At 42.0% G+C, this 23,217-nt stretch carries 23 protein-coding genes and 2 tRNA genes; 16 read left to right on the top strand and 9 right to left on the bottom strand.

Features of this window, described 5'->3' with window-relative positions; all coding sequences use genetic code 11:
• Positions 1–74: 74 nt before the first annotated feature.
• From LH29_RS21920 to LH29_RS21910, 4 genes are all read right to left on the bottom strand, one after another.
• Positions 75–539, bottom strand: coding sequence for a hypothetical protein (locus LH29_RS21920; RefSeq protein WP_045033481.1), 465 nt, complete (start codon positions 537–539; stop codon positions 75–77).
• A gap of 241 nt (positions 540–780) precedes the next feature.
• Positions 781–850: transfer RNA gene (locus LH29_RS21915), tRNA-Ala, on the bottom strand.
• A gap of 92 nt (positions 851–942) precedes the next feature.
• The gene (locus tag LH29_RS25190) at positions 943–1,071 is read right to left on the bottom strand and encodes a GIY-YIG nuclease family protein (RefSeq protein ID WP_394330989.1); all 129 of its coding nucleotides are present in this window, start codon (positions 1,069–1,071) and stop codon (positions 943–945) included.
• Positions 1,072–1,151: 80 nt separating this feature from the next.
• Positions 1,152–1,225 (bottom strand) — tRNA-Ala (locus LH29_RS21910).
• A 146-nt stretch (positions 1,226–1,371) separates the two neighbouring features.
• On the opposite strand from LH29_RS21910, the gene LH29_RS21905 reads away from it, so the two are divergent.
• From LH29_RS21905 to hflX, 3 genes are all read left to right on the top strand, one after another.
• A complete protein-coding gene (locus LH29_RS21905) occupies positions 1,372–2,058 on the top strand; it encodes an energy transducer TonB (protein WP_045033480.1) in 687 nt (228 codons plus the stop codon).
• Between the two features lie 109 nt (positions 2,059–2,167).
• Positions 2,168–2,857 (top strand): energy transducer TonB, encoded by a 690-nt coding sequence (locus LH29_RS21900; protein WP_045033479.1) that lies wholly within the window; start codon positions 2,168–2,170, stop codon positions 2,855–2,857.
• 73 nt (positions 2,858–2,930) lie between these two features.
• Complete coding sequence (hflX, locus tag LH29_RS21895) at positions 2,931–4,145, top strand: GTPase HflX (protein WP_045033582.1); 1,215 nt, start codon at positions 2,931–2,933, stop codon at positions 4,143–4,145.
• Between the two features lie 151 nt (positions 4,146–4,296).
• On the opposite strand, the gene folK is transcribed toward hflX, so the two are convergent.
• Positions 4,297–4,791: a 2-amino-4-hydroxy-6-hydroxymethyldihydropteridine diphosphokinase gene (gene folK / locus LH29_RS21890; protein ID WP_045033478.1), complete on the bottom strand. Its 495-nt coding sequence runs from the start codon at positions 4,789–4,791 to the stop codon at positions 4,297–4,299.
• Positions 4,792–4,868: 77 nt separating this feature from the next.
• On the opposite strand from folK, the gene sppA reads away from it, so the two are divergent.
• The 6 genes from sppA to LH29_RS21860 all read left to right on the top strand — a co-directional run bounded on the left by sppA (position 4,869) and on the right by LH29_RS21860 (position 11,249).
• Complete coding sequence (gene sppA / locus LH29_RS21885; protein WP_045033477.1) at positions 4,869–6,656, top strand: signal peptide peptidase SppA; 1,788 nt, start codon at positions 4,869–4,871, stop codon at positions 6,654–6,656.
• Positions 6,657–6,745: 89 nt separating this feature from the next.
• A complete protein-coding gene (gene lpxK, locus LH29_RS21880; protein WP_045033476.1) occupies positions 6,746–7,852 on the top strand; it encodes a tetraacyldisaccharide 4'-kinase in 1,107 nt (368 codons plus the stop codon).
• Positions 7,791–8,603 (top strand): purine-nucleoside phosphorylase, encoded by an 813-nt coding sequence (locus LH29_RS21875; RefSeq protein WP_045033475.1) that lies wholly within the window; start codon positions 7,791–7,793, stop codon positions 8,601–8,603. Before lpxK ends, LH29_RS21875 begins: the two co-directional genes overlap by 62 nt.
• A gap of 46 nt (positions 8,604–8,649) precedes the next feature.
• A complete protein-coding gene (locus LH29_RS21870) occupies positions 8,650–9,594 on the top strand; it encodes an SMP-30/gluconolactonase/LRE family protein (protein ID WP_052671173.1) in 945 nt (314 codons plus the stop codon).
• Positions 9,595–9,600: 6 nt separating this feature from the next.
• Positions 9,601–10,308, top strand: coding sequence for a PrsW family glutamic-type intramembrane protease (locus tag LH29_RS21865; protein WP_045033474.1), 708 nt, complete (start codon positions 9,601–9,603; stop codon positions 10,306–10,308).
• The gene (locus LH29_RS21860) at positions 10,305–11,249 is read left to right on the top strand and encodes a pyridoxal-phosphate dependent enzyme (RefSeq protein WP_045033473.1); all 945 of its coding nucleotides are present in this window, start codon (positions 10,305–10,307) and stop codon (positions 11,247–11,249) included. Before LH29_RS21865 ends, LH29_RS21860 begins: the two co-directional genes overlap by 4 nt.
• Before the next feature lie 229 nt (positions 11,250–11,478).
• Here the strand turns inward: LH29_RS21860 and cls are convergent, their stop codons facing one another.
• On the bottom strand, positions 11,479–12,930 hold the full coding sequence (gene cls, locus LH29_RS21855; RefSeq protein WP_045033472.1) for a cardiolipin synthase: 1,452 nt from the start codon (positions 12,928–12,930) through the stop codon (positions 11,479–11,481).
• 83 nt (positions 12,931–13,013) lie between these two features.
• Here cls and LH29_RS21850 point away from each other — a divergent pair, with 83 nt between their 5' ends.
• On the top strand, positions 13,014–13,445 hold the full coding sequence (locus tag LH29_RS21850; RefSeq protein WP_052671172.1) for a DUF6146 family protein: 432 nt from the start codon (positions 13,014–13,016) through the stop codon (positions 13,443–13,445).
• Here LH29_RS21850 and ribD read toward each other — a convergent pair.
• Complete coding sequence (ribD, locus tag LH29_RS21845; protein ID WP_045033471.1) at positions 13,438–14,487, bottom strand: bifunctional diaminohydroxyphosphoribosylaminopyrimidine deaminase/5-amino-6-(5-phosphoribosylamino)uracil reductase RibD; 1,050 nt, start codon at positions 14,485–14,487, stop codon at positions 13,438–13,440. The genes LH29_RS21850 and ribD overlap by 8 nt on opposite strands.
• 40 nt (positions 14,488–14,527) lie before the next feature.
• Here ribD and prmC point away from each other — a divergent pair, with 40 nt between their 5' ends.
• Together prmC and LH29_RS21835 are read left to right on the top strand one after the other, a co-directional pair.
• A complete protein-coding gene (gene prmC / locus LH29_RS21840; RefSeq protein WP_045033470.1) occupies positions 14,528–15,367 on the top strand; it encodes a peptide chain release factor N(5)-glutamine methyltransferase in 840 nt (279 codons plus the stop codon).
• Positions 15,368–15,450: 83 nt separating this feature from the next.
• A complete protein-coding gene (locus LH29_RS21835; RefSeq protein ID WP_157493794.1) occupies positions 15,451–16,515 on the top strand; it encodes an endonuclease/exonuclease/phosphatase family protein in 1,065 nt (354 codons plus the stop codon).
• Here the strand turns inward: LH29_RS21835 and LH29_RS21830 are convergent.
• Positions 16,512–17,447: a bifunctional riboflavin kinase/FAD synthetase gene (locus tag LH29_RS21830; RefSeq protein WP_045033579.1), complete on the bottom strand. Its 936-nt coding sequence runs from the start codon at positions 17,445–17,447 to the stop codon at positions 16,512–16,514. The two genes, LH29_RS21835 and LH29_RS21830, sit on opposite strands and share 4 nt — an antisense overlap.
• Positions 17,448–17,800: 353 nt before the next feature.
• Between LH29_RS21830 and LH29_RS21825 the strand changes: the two genes are divergently transcribed.
• From LH29_RS21825 to LH29_RS21815, 3 genes are read left to right on the top strand one after another with little or no spacing between them, the layout of a single operon-like run.
• Entirely contained in the window at positions 17,801–18,958 is a 1,158-nt protein-coding gene (locus LH29_RS21825) for a TlpA disulfide reductase family protein (protein ID WP_045033468.1), read from the top strand.
• 15 nt (positions 18,959–18,973) lie between these two features.
• The gene (locus LH29_RS21820; RefSeq protein ID WP_045033467.1) at positions 18,974–19,735 is read left to right on the top strand and encodes a UDP-2,3-diacylglucosamine diphosphatase; all 762 of its coding nucleotides are present in this window, start codon (positions 18,974–18,976) and stop codon (positions 19,733–19,735) included.
• Between the two features lie 9 nt (positions 19,736–19,744).
• The gene (locus LH29_RS21815) at positions 19,745–20,827 is read left to right on the top strand and encodes a 3-oxoacyl-ACP synthase III family protein (protein WP_045033466.1); all 1,083 of its coding nucleotides are present in this window, start codon (positions 19,745–19,747) and stop codon (positions 20,825–20,827) included.
• 66 nt (positions 20,828–20,893) lie between these two features.
• Here LH29_RS21815 and ung read toward each other — a convergent pair whose 3' ends face one another.
• Entirely contained in the window at positions 20,894–21,556 is a 663-nt protein-coding gene (gene ung / locus LH29_RS21810) for a uracil-DNA glycosylase (protein WP_045033465.1), read from the bottom strand.
• Between the two features lie 128 nt (positions 21,557–21,684).
• Between ung and rmuC the strand changes: the two genes are divergently transcribed.
• Positions 21,685–23,034 (top strand): DNA recombination protein RmuC, encoded by a 1,350-nt coding sequence (gene rmuC / locus LH29_RS21805; RefSeq protein WP_045033464.1) that lies wholly within the window; start codon positions 21,685–21,687, stop codon positions 23,032–23,034.
• The last annotated feature ends 183 nt before the right edge of the window (positions 23,035–23,217 follow it).

The raw sequence follows: 23,217 nt of genomic DNA, 5'->3' as shown, positions 1-23,217 counted from the left end.
TAAGTTTTATCCGAAAGAGGGAAAGCAACAACGAACAAATAGATGTGTAAAATAAGATTTCTCAGAATAGTGTGTTAAAATTTTATTCGGATAGTTGCGCCGTATTGATGATGTTGAGCAATGTTGTCGTAAAAACAAGATGGAATTATTTCTACAGGGAAATGAGCAGAATTACGGGATATTACCTCATTAATTCGTTTAATCCGGGAAGAACCAGATATAAGAATTGGTAACCCTACTAGGGCAGCCCCTGTTCCCAATATGCACATCCAGGCACCAATAGCTGTGCCGGTGTTAATTCCAATCCATTCATCATTGTCATAGCTAAGAGCCGCTACTACAAAACCTGTTCCTGCGGTCAGTAGTCCGGTTTTAAGTAATATCGCTCCCGTTTTCTTTTGTTTTTTTGCAAAAGTTAAATATGTCTCCAGATTCTCAGGAGTAGATTGTTCAAGGTTTTCAAAAGAATACATTTTTTGTCCATGGCCAATACCTACAAAAAACAGACAGAAAATACTAATAAACAATACTTTTTTCATCGTTTGCTGAAATTTCGGTTTTTATAACAAGTTAAGCATTACTCGTCACATATACAATAGTTTAGGTGTGGTCCGTGCTCCCTTGGGTTATACGGTTTTCTACAATGTTATTGGGGTTTTAATATGAAATCTTACATGTTTTGAGGCTGATCTTCCAGGACCGGGTGAAAAAGGTGATATGGAAAAGCTTTCCATGTATAAGAAAGAGGCAAATAGCAGGAATTTATTGAGTTTTTCGAGGAGAATAATACCGGAGTCGAACCGGTGACCTTCCCGAATGCTTTCGGGACGCTCTAGCCAACTGAGTTAATCAGAAATTGAATGTACTTTCTGCTTTTCTTTTTCTTAATCTCATCTCCCCGTTGTATAGCAGACGAACGTTCTGCAAACTCTTCGGAATATACTAATCTCCATGGAACCCCTGATTTGGTGATGGTGTTCTGCTATAATTATGTTGTTGTAATCGCTCTTGTACATTCTGGGTGCTACCAATATAATATTTCCCATTTTTTTCGCTCTCTAAAATATACATGTAATAGGCCATATCATGTTTTTAGAATAGTATAGAAGATACAAAAAAAGGAGCAATCCTTTCGAACTGCTCCTTTTCTGTGGAGAATACCGGAGTCGAACCGGTGACCTCTTGACTGCCAGTCAAGCGCTCTAGCCAACTGAGCTAATCCCCCAAATCGTGGCTGCAAATATAAAAATATTTTTCAGAATCAATCAAATATTTTTTTTGGTAAAGTTTTTGCTATTGTCAAATGTAACTGCAGAAAACAAGAAGCCGGCGTTCTTTGATTTATTTAAAAATCCAATAAAATTAGAACCCATGAAATCTAAAAAAACAAAGAAAGCTGATCTTGAGAGTAAAAAAACTACCTTGTTCTTAATTGGTTTAGTAGTTGCACTTGGTTTTATATTGTTTGCATTCGAGTGGAAACAACCTGCACGAAAAACCATGATTGTTCAGGGGAGTAGAGATTATATGCCGCCCGAAGATTTGGTTATTCCAAGTACACCACCTGAGAAAACTGAGCCCGAAAAGCCAATCATCAAGGTGCCTGTTTTTAAAGTTATTGAAGATGGCAAAAAGATCGATGAAGAATTGATATGGGAAGGAGAGGAGCCCGAAGAACCGCTAACAATTGATCTTGGAAGCATAATGGATTTTGGAGAAGATCCGGAGGAAGAGGATTTGAGTGGAATTTTTGACTTTGCTGAAACTATGCCCGAATTTCCGGGGGGAGATGCTGCTTTATTAAGTTTTTTATCGAAAAATGTTAAGTACCCGGCAATCGCGCAGGAGAATGGAATTAAAGGCAAGGTTTTTGTAACCTTTGTAGTTGATGAAAATGGGAACATTTATGACGTTACACTGGCTCGTGGAGTCGACTCATCGCTTGATCGTGAAGCAATTCGCGTAGTTAAATCGATGCCGCGGTGGAAGCCCGGGAAACAGGGCAACAAGGCGGTGAAAGTACGCTACACTGTACCCATTAATTTTATATTGCAATAGAAAATTGAAATGAATTTAAAATTCACTTGCATGTGAAGATTATTTTTTATCTTTAAGCCCCGATTTTGAAGGGCAAAAAAATCAAATAAAACAAATAAAATAGTTAAGTATGGAACTTAAAAAAACACCAAAAGCTGATCTGGAAGCCAAAAAGAATATGTTTTGGCTGATTGGATTAGTTGTCGCGTTGGGGCTTTCGCTTCTGGCTTTTGAGTGGACTACGAAACCATCAAAAGCTGCTGACCTTGGTCAGATCCAAACTGCGGAAGTTGAAGAAGAGATCATCCCTATTACTCGTGAGCAAGAGGTAAAACCACCTCCACCACCTCCACCACCAAAAGTTATCGAGGTGCTGAACATTGTTGATGATGATGTAGAGATTGAAGACGAGCTGGAAATTGAAGATACTGAGGCCGACGAAGAAACAGTAATCGACGTTGCTCCTGTAATCGAAACAGCTGACGAAGAAGAAGAGGAAGAAGCTCAGGTATTCTTTATCGTAGAAGATATGCCGGAATTCCCGGGTGGAGACCTTGCATTGCGTAAATATATTGCCAATGCTATCAAGTATCCTGTAATTGCACAGGAAAACGGTATTCAAGGTAAAGTATATGTAACTTTCGTTGTAAGTAAAACAGGAAAAGTTACCGATGCTAAAATCGCAAGGGGTGTTGACCCTTCGTTGGATAAAGAAGCACTTCGTGTGGTAAATGCGCTTCCTGCATGGAAGCCAGGTAAACAGCGAGGAAAACCGGTTAACGTATCGTACACGGTACCAATTAACTTCGTGTTGCAGTAACAAATAAAAAACAATATTTTTGCACTCCTGTTTCTTTCGAAGCAGGAGTTTTTTTTTGAAAAAAAATAAAGTAATGATAGAAACAGCACCTATTACAGAAAAAGCGGTTATTGTGGGACTGATCAACCAGGATCAGGATGAACGTCAGGCAAAAGAGTACCTCGACGAATTGGAGTTTTTGGCCGATACTGCGGGTGCGCAAGTATTAAAAAAATTCACCCAAAAACTGGATGTTCCCAATAAAGCCACATTCGTTGGTCCGGGTAAACTCGACGAGATTAATCAATACATAAAAGTTGTTGAAGCCGATACGGTAATTTTCGACGACGAGCTTACACCAACACAATTGCGAAATATTGAACGCGAGTTGGAGTGTAAGATTCTCGACCGTACCAATCTTATCCTCGATATTTTTGCAAAACGGGCACAAACAGCTCACGCAAAAACACAGGTTGAATTGGCGCAGTACCAGTATTTATTGCCGCGTCTGACCCGAATGTGGACTCACCTTGAACGTCAGCGTGGTGGTATCGGTATGCGTGGTCCGGGAGAGACTCAGATTGAAACCGACCGCCGTATTATCCTGGATAAAATAAGCCGTTTAAAAACACAGCTGGTAAAAATCGATAAGCAAAAAGCTACCCAGCGCAAAAACCGTGGCAAAATGGTGCGCGTGGCTTTGGTGGGGTATACCAACGTGGGTAAATCAACCATTATGAATATGATGGCCAAGTCGGAAGTATTTGCCGAGAATAAACTATTTGCTACACTCGATACAACGGTACGAAAAGTGGTGATCGAAAACTTGCCTTTCCTTTTGGCTGATACCGTAGGGTTTATCCGTAAACTGCCACATGGATTGGTTGAGTCGTTTAAATCAACACTCGACGAGGTTCGCGAAGCAGATATTCTGCTGCACGTGGTTGATATTTCGCACCCGGGATTTGAGGAGCAGATTGAAACAGTTGATACCACTTTGGAAGAAATCGATGCCGGCGATAAGCCAACTTATTACATCTTCAATAAAATTGATGCTTTTACTTACGAGGAAAAAGATGAGGATGATCTTTCGCCACGCACAAAAGACAATTTTAGTCTGGAAGAGTGGAAAAGCTCGTGGATGGCAAAAAGTAACACGCCCGCTTTGTTTATTTCAGCAAAAGACAAAACGAATATAGAAGAGTTTAAAGAAGAATTGTACGAAAAAGTGAAAGGAATTCATTCGCAACGATTTCCGTATAACGATTTTCTGTATAATGAAGATTGGACAAAAGGAATTCAGGAATAACCCTGATTCTTTTAGTCTGCTCCCATAAAATGAAAGTGCAGGCTACGTATTTCGTCTGATAGAATATGGGGTTTGGCAATGTATTGTCATCCGTGGAAGTCTTTTGTGTCTTTCGATCCGCAATCAAAAATCGTTAATCGAAATTCATCATTCATTCGTCCATTTTAACTTTCTTAATAACCGATTTGTCGAGGCAGTTTTCCAGCATCTCAATGCTGGTTAAACGCCGAAGCGGGTGTTTCATTTCCGGGGCAATTTCAACCAGCGGAACCAACACAAAACGACGTTCGTGAATGCGCGGGTGAGGAACGATTAGGTCTTTCGACTCCATAAACTCGTCGTTAAAATACAGGATGTCAATATCCATTTCGCGCGATGAGTAGCGTTCATTACCACGTTCCCGGCCAAAATCGGCTTCCAGTTCATGGATGCGCCAAAGTAATTCTTCGGCCTCAAGTTTGGTTTCAATAACCACAACCTGGTTCCAGAACACATCATCGCAATGAAAACCCCACGGCGGCGTTTCGTAAACCGATGACTTTTGGATTATTTTACCTAATTTGTGGTCAATCAGTTCGAGGGCAAGTTTAAAATTTTTATGCTTGTCACCAATATTTCCGCCTATTCCAAGAAACACCTTGTTCATTGTATCTTATATTTGTAATTCCTTGCTTAAAATGGTACTCATTCACTAAACTGGAACATTAATAAAATTACAAAAATATGAAAGAATTCTTCAAATACGTATTAGCGACCATAGTTGGTTTTCTGGCCATCTCGTTAATTGGTATTTTTCTGATGTTTATCGTTTTTGGGGCAATTATTGCCTCGGCCGATAAAGAGATTACGGTAGCCGACCAATCGATGTTGGTAATTGACTTGAGCCAAAGTATTGTAGACCGTGCCCCAAACGATCCTTTTGAAGATCTTGAACTGCCCGGAATTTTTAGCTCGATAAAAACAATTGGGCTGGATAACATTAGCGAGTCATTGAAGAAAGCTGCCAACGATGATCGAATAAAAGGTGTTTACCTGAAATTGTCGATAACAAACGGTGGTTTTGCTTCGGTTGAAGAAATCAGAAATGAACTGATTGCTTTTAAAGACAGTTGCGATAAGCCGATTTACGCTGTTGCCGACCAGATGATGTTAGACCAGAAAGGTTATTATGTGGCAACAGTAGCCGACCAGATTGTTTTGCACCCGGAAGTAACACTCGATTTTCGTGGTTTGAGCAGCGAACTGATGTTTTACAAAAATGCCCTTGAAAAACTGGGTGTTGAAATGCAGATCATTCGTGGGCCAAACAACAAATTTAAATCAGCTGTTGAACCCTTTATGCTGGATAAGATGAGCGAGGAAAACCGCGAGCAGCGACTGGTTTACATGAATAGTTTGTGGAATCATATGCTGAAAGGGATTTCGGAAAAGCGTAATATTTCGATAGAAAAACTAAATGCCCTGGCCGATGAAGCACAAACCTACAAAAAAGCCCAGGATATGGTGGAGAACGGTTTGATCGATGCAGCGAAATTTCGCGACGAGGTGCTTGATGATATGCGCGAAATTACCGGAATTGAAGGAACAGAAGGTATTCCGGTAGTGAGCGTGAAAGACTATGTTAAAGTTCCGGTGAAAGGACACAGCAAAAAATACAGCCGAAACAAAGTTGCAGTAATTTATGCCAGTGGCGAAATTGGAACTACCGTAAGTGCTGACGAAGGAATTAACGGTGATAAACTGGGTAAAGAAATTCGTAAAGTGCGCCAGGATAGTTCGTATAAAGCAATTGTGTTACGTGTAAATTCTCCCGGAGGAGCCGTATTCGATTCAGAAACCATCTGGCGCGAAGTAAAACTGGCCGCCGAAGAGAAAACACTGGTGGTATCGTTTGGCGACGTGGCGGCATCGGGTGGTTATTATATTTCGTGCCCGGCCGATAAAATAGTTGCCAGCCCAAATACTATCACCGGTTCGATCGGTATTTTTGGACAGGTTCCAAACTTTGGCGAACTGATGAATGACAAACTTGGTATTACGACTGATGCTGTTGGTACCAACGAACATTCGAACTTTTTATCGTTAATGCGCCCTATGACTCCGTATGAGAAACAACGCATGACCAATTATATTACTATTGGTTATGATACTTTTCTGTCGCATGTTGCCGATGGACGGGGCATGACCAAAGAAGAGGTGGATAACATAGGCCAGGGCCGTGTTTGGAGTGGCGAAAACGCCAAGGAAATTGGTTTGATCGATGAGTTTGGTGGATTGGAAGACGCCATAAAGCTGGCCGTTGAGATGGAAGGTTTGGAAGATTATCGTACCGTTGCGTTGCCGGCATTAACCAGCCCGTTTGAAGAAATGTTTAAGCTGGGCGGAAACGTAAAAGCTCGTATTCTGAAAAGCGAATTAGGTGAAAAATACCGCTATTACGAACACCTGAAAAAAGCAACAGAAATGAATGGTATTTACGCTCGTATGCCATACGATATTTATCTGAATTAAGATTGTACAACAATAAAACCGAAGGATGCGTCATTTATTAATGGTGCATCCTTTTTTGTTATCTTAGCCACCTATTTTGAAGAACATTTATGATAAAAATTTTATTATATCCGCTGTCCTGGTTATACGGAATAGCTGTCTATCTGCGTAACCGGGCCTACGATCTTAAAATTCTGAATTCAAAGGAGTTTGATGTGCCTGTAATTTCCATCGGGAATATTACTGTTGGAGGTACCGGAAAAACGCCGCATGTTGAGTACCTGGTAAGTTTATTAAAAGAGAAGTACGAGGTGGCCACTTTAAGCCGGGGATACAAACGAAAAACAAAAGGATTCCGTTTGGTTGAAACCAATTCAACGGCACAGGAAGTGGGCGATGAGCCGCTGCAGATAAAAAACAAATTTCCGGAGGCTACTGTTTCGGTGTGCGAAAACCGGGTGTCGGGAGTGGAAAAATTGCTGGAAGGTAACAACGATAAAACGCCTGATGTGGTGTTGCTCGACGATGCTTTTCAGCACCGCAGAATTTCGCCGGGAATAAACATTTTATTGATTGATTACAACCGTCAGATAAAAAACGATTCATTGCTGCCGGTTGGCCGTTTGCGCGAAGGTGTTTCGCAAATGCGCCGGGCAAATATTATTCTTTTCACCAAATGCCCCGAAGAGGTAACGCCAATTATGCGCCGTATTTTGCAAAACGATGTAAACCTGTTGCCCTACCAGAGTTTGTATTTTACCCGTCTGGTTTATGGTACGCTGCAGCCGGTGTTCGATGCTCCTGAAATTGATGAGGCAAGCTATAAAGATGTAGCCTGCCACATGTTGGTAGTTACCGGAATTGCCTCGCCAAAACAAATGCATTCCTTTATTCGTAAGATGGGAACGCATATGGAAACATTAACTTTTTCCGATCATCACTCGTACAGTATGACCGATATTCGTGAGATCGAGAAAAAGTTCAGTGAAATAAAATCAGAAAGAAAATTGATTGTGACAACCGAAAAGGATGCCATGCGTTTTAAAGACATCGGCGAAATGAGCGATGAACTAAAAAATGCCATGTATTATCTGCCGGTAAAAATTGATTTCCTTGAAGAAGAAAAAAAGTCGTTTAATAAGAAGATATTGAATTATGTTGGAGAAAATAAAAGCAACCGCGAACTTCATAAAAGAAAAAATTCAGGCAAGTCCTGAGGTGGGAATTATTTTGGGAACCGGTCTTGGCGGGCTGGTAAATGAAATCGAGATTATCGATTCTATTCCCTACACCGATATTCCAAACTTTCCGGTGTCAACAGTTGATGGGCATGCCGGGCGATTGATCTACGGAAAACTGGGCGATAAAGAAGTGCTGGCCATGCAGGGCCGCTTTCATTATTACGAAGGTTACGACATGAAAGAAGTGACTTTCCCGGTGCGTGTGATGAAGTTTGTGGGCGTAAATAACCTTTTTGTATCGAATGCCAGCGGTGGATTAAATCCTGATTGGCGGGTTGGCGAGATTGTGCTGCTTACCGATCACATTAACTTTTTCCCGGAGCATCCTTTGCGCGGAAAAAACATGAGTGAACTTGGGCCGCGTTTCCCCGATATGAGCAAACCCTACAGCCAGCGCCTGCGCAACAGAGCCAAATTGATTGCCCTTGAAAATAACATCGATGTAAAAGAAGGAGTTTATGTTGGCGTATCAGGACCAACTTTCGAAACGCCTGCCGAATACAAGATGTTCCGCATTTTGGGTGGCGACATTGTAGGTATGTCAACCGTGCCCGAGGTAATTGTCGCCCGCCACATGGATATGCGTGTTTTTGGAATTTCGATTGTTACCGACAGCGGAGTGCCCGGCGAGATTGTTGAAATTTCGCACGAGGAAGTGCAGGAAGTTGCCATGAAAGCTGAACCCAAAATGACGCTTATTATGCGCGACCTCATAAAAAGTATTTAGTACATTTGGGTGATGTAGAACATCGATAACCGGAAAACCAATAATTATGAAGTATACCGTTTTATTTCTTTTAGCAGTATTGTTGCTGTTTAGCTGTTCGGAAACAAAAACAAAACAGGCCGAGCTGGTGCTCGATACCCAGTCAACTCTTGGCGAAGGTGCGATCTGGAATTATAAAACCGGAGAACTGATGTGGGTCGACATTAAAAAGGAAATTCTGAACATTTATAATCCGGCTACAGGTTACAACAAAGAAATGTTTACAGGGCAAATGATCGGAACGGTAGTGCCCACAGAAAGTGGTAATGCACTGGTCGCTTTGCAAAACGGAATTTATCATTTTGATATAGAAACAGGGGCGAAAAAATTGTTGGTTGACCCTGAAGCGGATTTACCCGATAACCGTTTTAACGATGGTAAATGTGATCCGTCGGGACGGTTTTGGGCAGGAACAATAAGCACAAAAGGTGGCAGGGGCGTTGCTGCCTTGTACCGTTTTGATCCGGATACCACAATTCATAAAATGGTGGATGAGGTGAGTATTTCGAACGGCATTGTGTGGTCGGCCGATAAAACAAAAATGTACTACATCGATACGCCTACGCAAAAAGTTATGGCCTACGATTACGACGATGCCACCGGCGAAATCTCAAATCCGGAGGTTGCCGTAAACGTACCTCGTGAAATGGGATCGCCCGATGGTATGACCATCGACGAAAACGATAACCTGTGGGTAGCGCTGTGGGGCGGCTCGGCAGTGGGATGCTGGAATCCTGCTACCGGCGAGCTGATCGACAAAATTGAAGTGCCGGCAAAAAATATTACCTCGTGCGCTTTTGGCGACGAAGATATGGGAACACTCTACATAACTTCGGCAAGGGAAGCTACCAACAAAGAGGATCTGGAAAAATGGCCACATGCCGGAGGTGTTTTTAAATACCGCCCGGGAGTGAAAGGTGTGCAGGCTTTTTATTTCAACGATGTAAACTAACACGATATGAACCTCCTGGTACTTGCGCTTGCTCCTGTGGTAATTATTGCAGCTTATATTTATTTCCGCGATAAATATGAAAAAGAGCCTTTGCGTGTGTTGTTATTTGCTTTGCTGGCAGGAGGATTAACCGTAATCCCTATCTTATTTCTCGAACGTTTTTTAGACCGCTTTACGCTGCAGTTTCCGTGGTTGTTTGCCGCAGCGTGGAAAGCATTTGCCGTTGCCGCTTTTTCGGAAGAGCTGTTTAAATACCTCGCATTGTATCTCCTGATTTGGAAAAGCCCTGAGTTTAACGAAAAGTTTGACGGCATTGTTTATGCCGTTTATGTTTCGCTGGGATTTGCTGCCGTTGAGAATGTGCTTTATGTAATGGACGGCGGATTAACTACCGGAATTATGCGGGCAATAACTGCTGTTCCGGCTCATGCAATTTTTGGAATTACAATGGGTTTTTATTTCGGGCTGGCAAAGTTTTACGAAAAACAACGTCAAAGCCTGAAACAGAAGGCACTGCTGTTTCCCATCCTTTTGCATGGCATTTACGATTTTATTCTTTTTACCGAGATTGGCTGGTTAACCATTGTGTTTGTGGGTTTTGTGGTGTACCTCTACATTTCGGGATTAAAACGTTTGCGCGAATTGTCGAGACAGTCGATATACAACACCGACTACGATTTGTTAAATGAAAAACTGAGCAACATAAAACCATGAATATTCCGACTTTTACCGACGTTGAAAAAGCACACGAAATCGTACAAAAATATGCACATCGTACACCGGTTTTGTCATCGGTGAGCATTAACCAAATTGTTGGAGCCGAGCTGTTTTTTAAGTGCGAGAACCTGCAAAAAGTAGGCGCTTTTAAATTTCGCGGGGCGTGTAATGCGGTGTTTTCGCTTAGTGAAGAAGATGCACAGAAAGGAGTGGCCACACACTCTTCGGGAAACCATGCGGCAGCACTGGCGCTGGCAGCCCGTATGCGCGGAATAGCTGCGCACATTGTAATGCCCGAGAACTCGCCCGAAATAAAAAAGAAAGCCGTTGCCGGATACGGTGCAAAAATTACCTTTTGCAAACCTACGCTACAGGCGCGCGAAAGTACGCTGGCGCAAGTGATTGAAGAAACCGGAGCAACAGAGATACACCCCTACAATAATTTTCATGTGATTGCAGGGCAGGGAACAGCTGCCAAAGAATTGATTGAAGACAAAGACGAATTTGATATTATTATGGCACCCGTTGGTGGTGGCGGATTGTTAAGCGGAACAGCCATTTCAACCAAACAATTGCTGCCGAACTGTAAAATAATTGCTACCGAACCCGCCGGAGCAGATGATGCTTACCGTTCGTTTCATTCGAAAAAGTGGGTACCTTCAGAAAATCCGAAAACAATTGCCGACGGCTTATTGACTTCATTAGGCGAGCGGAATTTTGCCATTATTCTCGACAAGGTAGATGACATTGTAACCGTGTCTGAAGATAGTATAGTGGAAGCCATGCGTATGATTTGGGAACGTATGAAAATAATTATCGAACCATCGTCGGCAGTGCCACTTGCAGCCATCCTCGAGAAGAAAGTAGATGTGCAGGGCAAAAAGGTTGGTATTATTCTTTCGGGCGGTAACCTGGATTTAGGGAAGTTGCCGTTTTAGCAGGTGATGGTCTCACTTCAAGTGAGGCTATCACTAAGACAAGTTCAGGAGTTACAGATTGAATATCCAGTAATAAGAGTTCAGAGTTTCGAGTCACGGACACGAGTCAACGAGCATCCAGCATCCAGCATCGAATATCCAATAATCAATATCGAATAATCAATATCCAACGATCCAGTATCAATAATCTAGTATCCAGCATCAAGTATCCAGAATCCCGCATCTCTTCTTAAAACATCGGACTAATAATATGCGCCAGCGATTCTCGAACCTTATCAAAGAGCGGTCGTTTGCGCCATTCCCGGTAACGTACTTCGCGGCAATGCTGCAAATCGGATAAAAAGTGTTGTTCGAGTTCGTTGGTAAATTCTTTTTGGTAGATAAAAGCATTGGCTTCAAAATTGGTTTCGAAACTGCGGAAGTCGAAATTGCTGGTTCCAACGCTCGCTATACTATCGTCGACCAGCAGGTACTTGCTGTGAATAAATCCTTTCTGGTAAAAATAAATGCGTACTCCTGCTTCCAGTAGCTCTTCCACATACGAAAACGTGCACCATCTGGAGAGCGAAGCATCCGATTTTTCGGGAATAATAATTCGTACATCAACCTGGCTCAGTGCTGCGGTTTTCAATGCCGTTTTTAATTCGGGAGGCGGCATCAGGTAGGGCGTAACAATGTGAATTCTTTTTCGCGCTGTAGTAATGGCCGCAAAAAATCCCTGTTCAATACTTTTCCAGCTGTAATCGGGGCCGCTGGCGGAGATTTGCACCGGAACACCCGGAGCATCGGAAAGAGGAGGGAAATAGCGGTAGCCGTAAAGGTTTTGTTTGGTAATAAAATACCAGTCGGCAGCAAAAATTACCTGTAGGGTGGTGGCTGCATCGCCACCAATTTGAAGGTGCGTGTCGCGCCAGTGGCCCAGTCCTTTCATTCCTTCAATGTATCGGTCGGCAATGTTTATGCCGCCAATAAAGCCCGTTTTCCCATCGATAACAATAATCTTTCGGTGGTTACGGTAGTTTACCCGCGAGGTAAAGCGCGGAAAACGAACTTCCATAAAAGGATAAATCTCTATGTCGTTAGCCTGCAATTCCCGAAAAAACTTCCGGGTTAGTCCCCAGCTACCCACATCGTCAACAATAAGGCGTACTTCAACACCTTCCTTCCGTTTTTTTATCAGAATATCCTTTATTCGATTTCCGATTTTATCGTCGGCAAAAATGTAATATTCCATGTGAATATGGTGCCTGGCTTTTTCAATGGCTTCAATAATTCTGTCAAAAGTTTGTTGCCCGTCTACCAGCAAATGCAGTTTGTTCCCTGTGGTAAGCAGCGAGTCGGAATTATTTAGCAAAAGCCGGATAATTGGTGCCTGGTGGTGCAATCCGGCCAGCGAAATAAGTTTGTTTTGTTCGATGTTTTTTAACTGCTCGGCACTCAAGCGGCGCATGGCTTTCAGGCTTTTTATGCCACGCCGCGAAAACATTTTTCGTTTGCGGTACTCCTGCCCGAAAACGAGGTAGAAAATCATTCCAAAAATGGGGATCAGAATCAGCACTAATATCCAGGCAGCTGTTTTAAATGGCGATCGTTTTTCTAAAATGATCATCAGTGCAACGGGAATTGCCGTAATAAGAAAGATCAGATAAAACCAGTTCCAGAATTCACTCCAATCAGACATATTTTGTTTATTTGTACTCGTAAATTTCTAAATTTATTTGAGTAAAAACAATATTTACTTCATATTCGTAGTTAAAGGTAGCGATGACAAAAACAAAATACATATTACTGTGGATATTCGTTGGGGGAGCCGTGTTTTTGTATGCCTGTTCGGGTGCAAAACAAGTTGCTGAAAGCCAAAATTCAAGTGTTGAGGTAACGGGCAAAGACAGTGTAGAGTATGATGTGGAAACATTTAATGCGAATTTCGATATTTGGTACCAGCGGCAAAATACACCCGCCAGCTATCGGTCGCAAGCGTATTACGAAAACTGGAACCGGCAATATGTAAGTGCGTGGAATGCGAAATGTGCATCACCGTCGCCAAACTGGAATTTTGAACCTGTTGTTGGTTACGACCCGACCGAGGATTACGGTTTTGAAATGAACCACAAATTGTTCTACTACTTTATGTACGTGGAAAATGTGCTGAAAAAGAAGATCATTCCCGGAGGCCCGCACGTGGTGCTTAAGTAGCCGTATTTCGGTAAATTACCAGTTTATCTTTCCCAATTAATTCCGATTGCCCGGTAATTCCGGGTGGCATAGGTGCTTTTATTCCCTTGCCAAAATAGGTGTGCCCGGTGTAAACATGTGCTTCGTCCCACAACCCTGCATCGATAAAAGTTTTAAGAACCTGCTCTCCTCCTTCAACAATCAACGAGAGTATATTCTTTTGATGAAGCACTTCCAGAATTTGCGGAAGAAGCTGATCGTTGAAATCAATTTTTATGTATTCAGTGTTTTTGTAGCGATGGTTTTCAAGCCCGTTAAAAACGATTGTTTCGGTTGAATTGTCGAACAGATTCAGTTTTTTGTCCAAACGCAACTGGCGGTCGAGCACAATGCGCAATGGGTTTTTTCCTTTTATCAGCCGTACGGTTAGCGACGGATTATCTTTCTCTGCCGTGTTGGTGCCCACCATAATCGCATCCTCCTCTGCCCGCATTTGATGAACCCGCAACAGTGCCCGCGGCCCGGTAATCCATGTTGGTTCTCCATAGTCTTCGGCACTTCGGTCTTTATCAATAAAACCATCAGACGTTTGCGCCCATTTCAGCAAAATGTAAGGCCGTTTTTTTTGGTGAAAAGTAAAAAAGCGCCGGTTCAGCTCATCGCACTCGCTTTTCAGAATACCTGTTATTACTTCAATACCTGCATTTTTTAGTCTTTCAATACCCTTTCCGGCCACTTTTGCAAACGGATCGATACTGCCAACTACCACCCGCGGAATTTGTTTCTGAATGATCAGATCGGAACATGGTGGCGTTAAACCGTAATGTGCACAGGGTTCCAACGAAACATAAATGGTGCTTTCTTTTAGCTTCACTGCATCGGTAACCGAGTTTATGGCGTTTACTTCGGCGTGCGCCTGCCCGTGTTTCTGGTGAAATCCTTCACCGATAATCCGGTCGGAATGTACGATAACACAACCTACCATCGGGTTGGGCGAAACATGTCCGGCACCCATTCGGGCCAGCTCGATACAACGAGCCATATATTTTTCTTCGGTTGTCATTTTCAAGGAAAGACTAAATTTGCAACAACAAAAGTACACAATGCAGAAAACTATTCAATATATCCGGGCAGAATTGGCGGCGTTTTATCCCGAAACCGAAATTACCGGATTTATACAAATGATCATGAATAGCGTGTTGGGTTTGTCGTACACGCAAATGATTATTGAAAAAGACCGGGTGTTGGAAAACTCCGAAACAGACCGGATAAAAGCGATTGTTGAACGGCTTAAAACCCACGAACCCATTCAATATATTCTGGGTGTAGCCGAATTTTACGGCTTAGAACTGAAGGTACAGCCGGGTGTTTTAATTCCGCGACCTGAAACCGAGGAGTTGGTCGATTGGATCTGTAAAACGGAAATTCCGGTCTCTGCAAAAATCCTGGATATTGGCACCGGAAGTGGTTGTATCCCACTGGCTTTAAAAAATGAACTGCCTGCCGCTGCGGTCATGGCTGTTGATGTGTCTGAAAATGCATTGGCAATTGCTACTGAAAATGCAAAAAAGAATGAACTAGACGTTTTATTTGAGCCCGCCGATATATTAAAATGGCAGGAACGTTCGTGGCCGCAATTTGATGTTATCGTTAGCAATCCGCCCTACGTAATGGAACGCGAAAAAAAGCAGATGGAGGCCAATGTGTTGGAGCACGAGCCCGCGCTGGCTTTGTTTGTGAGCGACACCGATCCGCTGATCTTCTATCGTACTATTGCGCAGTTTGCTTCAAAACAGTTAAACGAAAATGGCTACCTGTTTTTTGAGATCAACGAAAACCTGGGAGACGAAATGGTGGCGCTTGTTAAACAATTGGGATTTAAGTCGATAGAATTACGCCGCGATTTGAACGGTAAAAACCGCATGCTCCGATGTGAAAAATAAACAGTTTCCGCATCATGAAAATGAATTTTTAGCGTTAATTATTGCAAACGATTTTTTATTTTGCAGTTAACTAAATCAACATTTTGAGAAAAGCACTCCGTAACATATTGTTTCTTGTCAATAGTCTTTTGGCGTTGGCCCTCGCGGGATCGTACCTTTCGGTGTATATTCCGCCCGATAAGTATTGGCTGCCGTCGTTATTGGGGATGGCTTATCCGTTTTTGCTGGGTGGCAATCTCCTGTTTATTGTTCTCTGGATTTTATTTAAACCGCGATACACACTTTTGTCGGTGGCAATGTTATTAATTGGCTGGGGCTATTTTACGCGATTTATGCAGCTGAAAGGCAGAAGCAGCGAAGAGGCAAATATCAAGGTTGTTTCCTATAATGTAAAACATTTTGTGGCCGACACCAGCCGAACACAGAAAGAAAATGCAACAAAGATCATCTCATTTCTAGCCGATCAAAACGCCGATATTATTTGTTTGCAGGAAGCCCGATTGCGGAAGAACAACATTTTCAATCTCGCCCAAACAGTACAAGATCTTGAATCAATAAAACACTACCAGTTTGCGCGTTCGAGCACAAGTTATGGTTCGGTTACCATGACCCGCTATCCGATTTTAAACATGGGCGAAATACGATTTGAAAATTCAAGAAATATTACCATTTACACCGATGTTTTGATCGATTCGGATACGGTTCGTATTTTCAATATTCATTTGCAATCGTATCACATCGACCCGACTAAATATTCGATTATTGAATCGCCGGGAATAAACGAGGAAAAAGACATTGAGGAAGTGAAAGAAATGGGAGCGAAATTTAAAGAGGCCTTTCAGTTACGTGCCAAGCAGGTGCGCGAAATTCGTAAATACATCGATGAGTCGCCACATAACGTAATTGTTTGCGGCGATTTTAACGATACGCCGGTTTCTTTTTCGTATCACACCTTAGCCGATGGTTTAACCGATGCTTTTGTGAGTTCGGGGCAGGGAATAGGACGCACTTACATTGGGAAGTTACCTTCGTTTCGTATTGATTATATTTTGCACGGCGATGGGTTTGAGTCGTACAATTTTGAGACACTCGATTACCGAATGTCCGATCATTTGCCAATAAGCTGCAGTTTGTTAAAGAAAGACTAGTAATCGGCAAGAAGCTGAAGTGCTACCTGTTTATCGTTTTTCAGTTGCTCCACCAATGCATCAATACCGGCGAATTTCTGCTCTTCCCTGATTTTGTCGATAAAAATCAGCGTAACAGCATCGCCGTACATATCGCCCGAAAAATCAAAAATGTTCACTTCAATACTTCGGTTGTCGGCATTGTTGTTGAAGGTTGGGCGCGTGCCAATGTTCAGCATTCCTTTATACTGTTTGTCTTCAATTTCAACTAAAACAGCATAAACGCCGTAGCCCGGAATAATTTTGTATTTATCCGAAGCCTCAATGTTTGCAGTGGGGAAACCCAGTTTGCGTCCCAGTTGCATGCCTTTCACAACGGTTCCGTGCAAAGTAAATTCGTAGCCCAGGTATTGGTTGGCCTTTTTTATGTCGCCCGATTGCAATGCGGCCCTTATTTTTGTTGAACTCACTTTTTCGGCCTCAACCGAAAGTGCATCGGTTTTTTTAACCGTAAAATTGTTCTTTTCGGCACATGCCAACAGGTATTCGTAACCACCTTCACGGTTTTTGCCAAAGCGGTGGTCGTAGCCTACAACCAAACAACGGGTGCCAATTTTATTCACCAAAATATCCTTTACAAAGTCGGTGTACGATAGCTCTGCAAATTCTTTGTTAAAAGGATAAATGATCAGGTGATCGACGCCAAACTTTTCGAACAACTTAATTTTCTCCTCTTTGGTGGTTAGCAAACGCAGGCTTTTTTCGTTGGGTGAAGTAACAATTCGCGGGTGCGGGTAAAAAGTAAAGATTACCGTTTCGCCATTCATTTCTCTGGCCAGTTGTTTTAGTTCTTCAACAACCGATTGATGTCCTTTGTGCAACCCATCGAAAGTGCCGATGGTTACTACAGGGTTGGTGGCATTAAAATCGTCGAGCGAATAATGGATCTTCACTGGTTTTGTATAAATGTTTTGCGCTACAAACCTATTGAAAATTTTAAAGCTATTAAAGTCGGTGCGCCGAATCGGGGTAAAATTATAGGCCGGGTAAGATCTTTTTTTACCATTTTTCAAAAAAAAACTATAAAATCGGTCGTGGTAATTATGTTTTTGTAATTGCCTTTATTTTCAATTGAAACGATAAAAATTGTTATTTTCTTGGATTGCTATTTTCGATGTATGCAAAATTGTTAATTTTACGGCCTTTATACAATACGGGTATCATTGGTATAGTACTTAAGTTTAAAACCAATTTGCACGTTTACGATACCTTTTTGGTAGATTATCATTAATCAGATTAAAAAAACATGACGTACAGAGTTTTATTTTTTTTAGTAGCTGCCCTGCTTGTATTGGGTGGGTGTAAGAAAGAAAAGGAGTTTACAATCCGTGGTAAAATTACGCACGCCGAAGATCAGACTATTGTTCTGGAAGAATTGCATACTACTACGCTAAAAAAGATAGCAGAAACAAAAATCAATAAAAAAGGTGAGTTCGAGATTTCGGCAATGACCGGAATTCCTACATTTTACCTTCTGAAACTTAACGATCAGAGTTTTATTACACTTTTGGTTGACTCGGCAGAAACAGTTACCGTTGAAGCCGATGCCGCTAATTTCGACCGCGAATATAACATTGAAGGTTCACCGGGTTCGGAACAGGTGAAATTGCTTGATTCGAAATTAAAAGAAACCCGTCATAAACTGGATTCGATCAGATCATTGGATAATCTTTATAAAGGAAATCCGGAGTACGATAGTGTACGACCACGCTGGGCTGAAGAATACGATAAAATTGTTCAGGAGCAAATCGATTTCTCTACAAATTTTGTTCGCGAGAATCCTTTTTCAATGGCGAGTGTTCTGGCGCTTTATCAAAAGTTTGGCACTGATGATCCATCATTTATAGTTCGTGATTTGCAGGTAATGAAAACTGCTGCTTCGGCATTAAACTCGATTTACCCAAAATCGGAACAGGTGCAGGCGCTTTATAACAATACATTGCAGATTGTTCGTGAAAAGCAGTCGGCCGATATGAAAAAGTTTATACAGGAACAAGGCGACAACAGTCCTGACATTGTTTTACCCGATCCGGCCGGAAACGAAGTGGCACTTTCGTCGTTACGCGGCAAAGTTGTTTTGCTGCAGTTTTGGGCAGCTGTCGATCGTGCTTCACGGATTCAAAATCCGGTGTTGGTTGAAGCTTACAATAAATATAAACGTAAAGGTTTCGAGATTTACCAGGTAAGTGTTGATGTTAACCGTGCCGAATGGGTGGATGCTATCGATCAGGATAAACTAAACTGGATTAATGTTGGCGACATGGAAGGAAGCAGACTCGCTGCAGCTGTTTACAATGTACAAAGCGTTCCGTTTAACTATTTGCTAAACAAGGAAGGCGAAATTGTTGCCAAAAATCTTAAAGGGCCGGCTTTGGATAAAGCGCTGGCTCAACTTCTCGACTAGTATAAAACCGGTAGTTTGACACAAAAACGGAAAATATATTTCATCTCCGATGTGCATCTTGGTGCTCCGGCGTTAACTAACAACCGGGAGCGTGAGTTGCTATTCGCGTCATGGCTCGACAATATTCGCGACGATGTTGAAGAACTCTACCTGATGGGTGATATCTTCGATTTCTGGTACGAATATAAAAAGGTGGTTCCACGCGGATTTACGCGTATTTTAGGCCGGCTTGCCGATCTTACCGACAAAGGAATTCCGGTGCATTTTTTTACCGGAAACCACGATATGTGGGTGTACGATTACCTGACCGAAGAAACGGGGATTAACGTTCATCACGATTATATAATACGCGAAATACACGGGAAACGGTTCTTTCTGGCGCACGGTGATGGGCTCGACGCATCGGATACGGGTTATATCTTTCTTAAAAAGATCTTTACCAATACAACCATGCGATGGCTTTTCTCGAGGTTGCACCCGAATTTTGCATTTCATATTGCACATAAATGGTCTGCATCCAGTAGGTTATCAAATGCGGATTATGACGAAGATTTTATGGCAAATAAAGATGGAATGTATAAATTTGCCGCGGATTTTTTACAGACAAATCCTATAGATTATTTTATAATGGGTCATCGGCATAAGCTGGTAAACGAAAAAATGAACGAAAAAACCCGGTTTATTATACTTGGCGACTGGATAAAAGCGTTTTCATACGGTGTGTTCGATGGCGAAAATTTTGAATTAAAGACATATAAAGACGAAGCGAAAGCTTAACAGCGAATTATGGCAAAGCAAATATATACTAGAATTATTGGTACCGGAAGCGCGCTTCCATCTCAAATAATTAAGAATACACATTTCTTGAAGAATGAGTTTTATACTCCGTCGAAGAAAAAGATTGAGGATAAAAGTAATGAGGAGATTATTCAAAAGTTTCAGGAGATTACCAATATTGAAGAGCGACGCTACATTGCCGACGATTTGGTAACTTCAGATATTGCGGCTATGGCGGTAGAAGACGCTTGCAAGTCGGCTGGAATTTCAATGGAAAGCCTCGACTTTATAATCGTTGGACATAATTTTGGCGATATCCTGCACGGAAATGTGCGCACCGATGTTTTGCCAAGTTTGGCCAATAAGGTGAAGATGAAGCTGCACATAAAAAATCCTACATGCATTTGCCATGATGTGGTTTCGGGCTGCCCGGGATGGACACAGGGAATGATTACCGCCGACGCCTACATAAAAAGTGGCTTTGGAAAAAGAGGTGTTGTTGTTGGTGCCGATGTGCTGTCACGTATTTCCGATCCGCACGATCGTGATTCGATGATTTATGCCGACGGAGCAGGAGCAACAGTTGTTGAAGCTATTGAAAGTGAAGAACCTGTTGGAATTCTGTCTCACTCGAGCCGGTCTGATTCAGTTAAATATGCCAATCTGCTTACTTTGGGCGAATCGGACAATCCTGATTACGAAAGCGATGAGTTATTTATAAAAATGTCTGGACATAAATTGTATGTTTATGCCATTACAACCGTTCCAGGTGTGGTAAAAGACAGCATTGAAAAAGCAGGACTGGAATTAGAAGACATAAAAAAGATTTTTATCCATCAGGCAAACGAAAAAATGGATGAAGCAATTTTATCCGGTGTCTTAAAGTTGTACGGTAAAAAGGAAGCGCCTGAAGGAATTATGCCAATGAGTATCCGCGAATTGGGAAATTCATCAACCGCTACTGTGCCAACTCTTCTTGATTTGGTATTAAAAGGAAAAATGGAAGGGCACGAAGTGAATGAAGGAGATTACACCATTCTTTGTTCGGTGGGTGCAGGAATGAACATCAATTCCATTGTTTATAAGTGGTAAGCGACTAGATTATTATATAAAAAGCCGATTTGTCGTTTGATGGATCGGTTTTTTTTGTGCCCTGTTTTACCAGTTGATAGGTTCCAGTCCTTTTGAAACCAGAAACTCGTTGGTGCGGCTAAAATGTTTGTTGCCAAAAAATCCGCGGCTTGCCGAAAGTGGCGACGGATGCACCGATGTAAGCACAAAATGTTTCTCCTGATCGATAAACTTACTTTTGCTTATCGCGTAGTTTCCCCACAGCAGAAAAACCACATTTTCTTTCTCCTTGTTTATTTTTTCAATTACGGCATCGGTAAATTGTTCCCAACCCTTTTTTTGGTGCGAAGCTGCCTGGTGTGCACGAACCGTTAAGGTGGCATTTAATAACAAAACGCCTTGACGCGCCCAATCGGTTAAATCGCCGGTTTCGGGAATGGGTTTGCCCACATCGCTGTTCAGTTCCTTAAAAATATTACGCAAACTCGGAGGAAACGGAATACCGTCGTTCACCGAAAAACAAAGGCCGTGTGCCTGCCCCGGTCCGTGGTAAGGATCCTGACCGATGATAACCACTTTCAGCTTTTCAAACGGGCATTGGTCAAAAGCATTAAAAATGAGTTTGCCGGGAGGATAAATACGCTGCGTATTATATTCTTCGCGAACAAACGCGCTTAACTCCGTAAAATAATCCTTTTCAAACTCTTCGTTTAACTGTTTTTTCCAGCCTTCTTCAATTTTAACCTCCATAAAATCCGTGTAATTTTCTCCTAAAAATAGAAAAATTAACTGCCCTAAAAATTCAATAAACTATTTTTTCGCCGCAAGCCTTGGGCTTCTTTGCATTTTTGTATTTTTAGGATTCAAACAAAATCAAAATGGAAATTATTTATCTGGTTGCAGGAGTGGTAGTTGGAGGAATTGTGGCATTTCTTTTCCTGAAATTGAAAGCGCAAAGCGGGCAGGCTGACGCCGGGAAACTGCTTTTTGAAAAAGAAAGTGAATTTTTAACACAAAAGGCTGAAATTGAAAAACAGGGGCTGGTTTGGCAGGAACGTTACAATGCGCTAAAAACTGAAGCCGATGAGTGGAAAGCAGAATTACAGGCTTACCGCGAAGAAAACAAAGCTTTAAATGTACGCCTTGAGAACGCCAAAGTGCAGTTTAAAAACCAGGAAGAAAAGTTAAGCGAGCAGAAAGAGGAACTGGAAAAAATTCAGAAGAAATTTACGCTGGAGTTTGAGAACGTCGCCAATAAAATATTGGAGAAAAACAGCGAGAAATTTACGGCTGCTAACCAGAAAAATATTAGCGAGGTATTAAATCCGTTAAAGGAGAAAATTCAGCTTTTCGAGAAAAAAGTAGACGATACATACAAACAAGGTTTAAAGGACCAGACCGATTTAAAAGCGGAGTTGAAAAAACTTTACGACCTGAATAACAAAATTAGTGAAGAAGCCAACAACCTGACCAAAGCTTTAAAAGGCGATGTGAAAAAGCAAGGAAACTGGGGCGAAGTGGTGTTGGAGCGTATTCTCGAACGATCGGGATTGAATGAAGGAGAACAAGGCTACCAAAAACAGTTTAGCGATATGACAGAGGAGGGCAAACGTATTCAGCCCGATATTGTGATCAACCTGCCGGATAACAAACACATAATTGTCGACTCGAAAGTGTCGATGATTGCCTACGAACGAGCCGTAAATGCCGAAAACGATGAGGATAGAGTGAAGTTCGTAAAAGAGCACCTTTTAAGTTTGCGAACTCACATAAAAGGCCTGAGCGAAAAACATTATCAAACGGCGAGTAAGTTAAACTCGCCCGATTTTGTGCTGTTGTTTATTCCAATAGAAGCTTCGTTTAGTGTGGCTATTCAGGAAGACCATGAATTGTTTTCGTATGCCTGGGATCAGAAAGTGGTGATTGTAAGTCCGTCGACTTTGCTGGCCACTTTGCGTACCATTTCATCCATCTGGCAGCAGGAAAACCAAACCCGAAATGCCATTGAGATTGCCAAACAGGGTGGTGCGCTTTACGATAAATTTGTGGGATTTATTATCGACATGGAAAACATTGGTAAAAACCTGGCAACCACACAGAAGACCTATGAATCGGCGGTAAATAAATTGCATACCGGTGCCGGTAACCTGGTGCGTCGTGCAGAGAACATTAAAAAGCTGGGAGCAAAAGCTACCAAAGAATTACCGCAAAAAATGCTGGAGGAGTAGAGCTTTCTTAAAGATTACAAGGAGTTACACAGAACATCCAATTATGTAATGGCGGAGCTCTAAGTCATCCACCATCCGTAATTTCATTAACGGAAAAAGGTGATTTCCAATGAAGAAACCACCTTATGAATGTGTGACTTATTTAACGAATAAGTCGTGCAGTCATAAACGTATAAATACGAA

This window comes from Draconibacterium sediminis (assembly GCF_000949475.1).
GTDB classification, from domain to species: domain Bacteria; phylum Bacteroidota; class Bacteroidia; order Bacteroidales; family Prolixibacteraceae; genus Draconibacterium; species Draconibacterium sediminis.
This window is presented reverse-complemented; position numbering and strand designations above follow the sequence as displayed.

Excerpts from the sequence above, each read along its gene's own strand:
- LH29_RS21920 (WP_045033481.1), bottom strand. The coding sequence starts at position 539 with ATGAAAAAAGTATTGTTTATTAGTATTTTCTGTCTGTTTTTTGTAGGT.
- LH29_RS25190 (WP_394330989.1), bottom strand. The coding sequence starts at position 1,071 with ATGTATATTTTAGAGAGCGAAAAAAATGGGAAATATTATATTGGTAGC.
- LH29_RS21905 (WP_045033480.1), top strand. The coding sequence starts at position 1,372 with ATGAAATCTAAAAAAACAAAGAAAGCTGATCTTGAGAGTAAAAAAACT.
- LH29_RS21900 (WP_045033479.1), top strand. The coding sequence starts at position 2,168 with ATGGAACTTAAAAAAACACCAAAAGCTGATCTGGAAGCCAAAAAGAAT.
- hflX (WP_045033582.1), top strand. The coding sequence starts at position 2,931 with ATGATAGAAACAGCACCTATTACAGAAAAAGCGGTTATTGTGGGACTG.
- folK (WP_045033478.1), bottom strand. The coding sequence starts at position 4,791 with ATGAACAAGGTGTTTCTTGGAATAGGCGGAAATATTGGTGACAAGCAT.
- sppA (WP_045033477.1), top strand. The coding sequence starts at position 4,869 with ATGAAAGAATTCTTCAAATACGTATTAGCGACCATAGTTGGTTTTCTG.
- lpxK (WP_045033476.1), top strand. The coding sequence starts at position 6,746 with ATGATAAAAATTTTATTATATCCGCTGTCCTGGTTATACGGAATAGCT.
- LH29_RS21875 (WP_045033475.1), top strand. The coding sequence starts at position 7,791 with ATGTTGGAGAAAATAAAAGCAACCGCGAACTTCATAAAAGAAAAAATT.
- LH29_RS21870 (WP_052671173.1), top strand. The coding sequence starts at position 8,650 with ATGAAGTATACCGTTTTATTTCTTTTAGCAGTATTGTTGCTGTTTAGC.
- LH29_RS21865 (WP_045033474.1), top strand. The coding sequence starts at position 9,601 with ATGAACCTCCTGGTACTTGCGCTTGCTCCTGTGGTAATTATTGCAGCT.
- LH29_RS21860 (WP_045033473.1), top strand. The coding sequence starts at position 10,305 with ATGAATATTCCGACTTTTACCGACGTTGAAAAAGCACACGAAATCGTA.
- cls (WP_045033472.1), bottom strand. The coding sequence starts at position 12,930 with ATGTCTGATTGGAGTGAATTCTGGAACTGGTTTTATCTGATCTTTCTT.
- LH29_RS21850 (WP_052671172.1), top strand. The coding sequence starts at position 13,014 with ATGACAAAAACAAAATACATATTACTGTGGATATTCGTTGGGGGAGCC.
- ribD (WP_045033471.1), bottom strand. The coding sequence starts at position 14,487 with ATGACAACCGAAGAAAAATATATGGCTCGTTGTATCGAGCTGGCCCGA.
- prmC (WP_045033470.1), top strand. The coding sequence starts at position 14,528 with ATGCAGAAAACTATTCAATATATCCGGGCAGAATTGGCGGCGTTTTAT.
- LH29_RS21825 (WP_045033468.1), top strand. The coding sequence starts at position 17,801 with ATGACGTACAGAGTTTTATTTTTTTTAGTAGCTGCCCTGCTTGTATTG.
- LH29_RS21815 (WP_045033466.1), top strand. The coding sequence starts at position 19,745 with ATGGCAAAGCAAATATATACTAGAATTATTGGTACCGGAAGCGCGCTT.
- ung (WP_045033465.1), bottom strand. The coding sequence starts at position 21,556 with ATGGAGGTTAAAATTGAAGAAGGCTGGAAAAAACAGTTAAACGAAGAG.
- rmuC (WP_045033464.1), top strand. The coding sequence starts at position 21,685 with ATGGAAATTATTTATCTGGTTGCAGGAGTGGTAGTTGGAGGAATTGTG.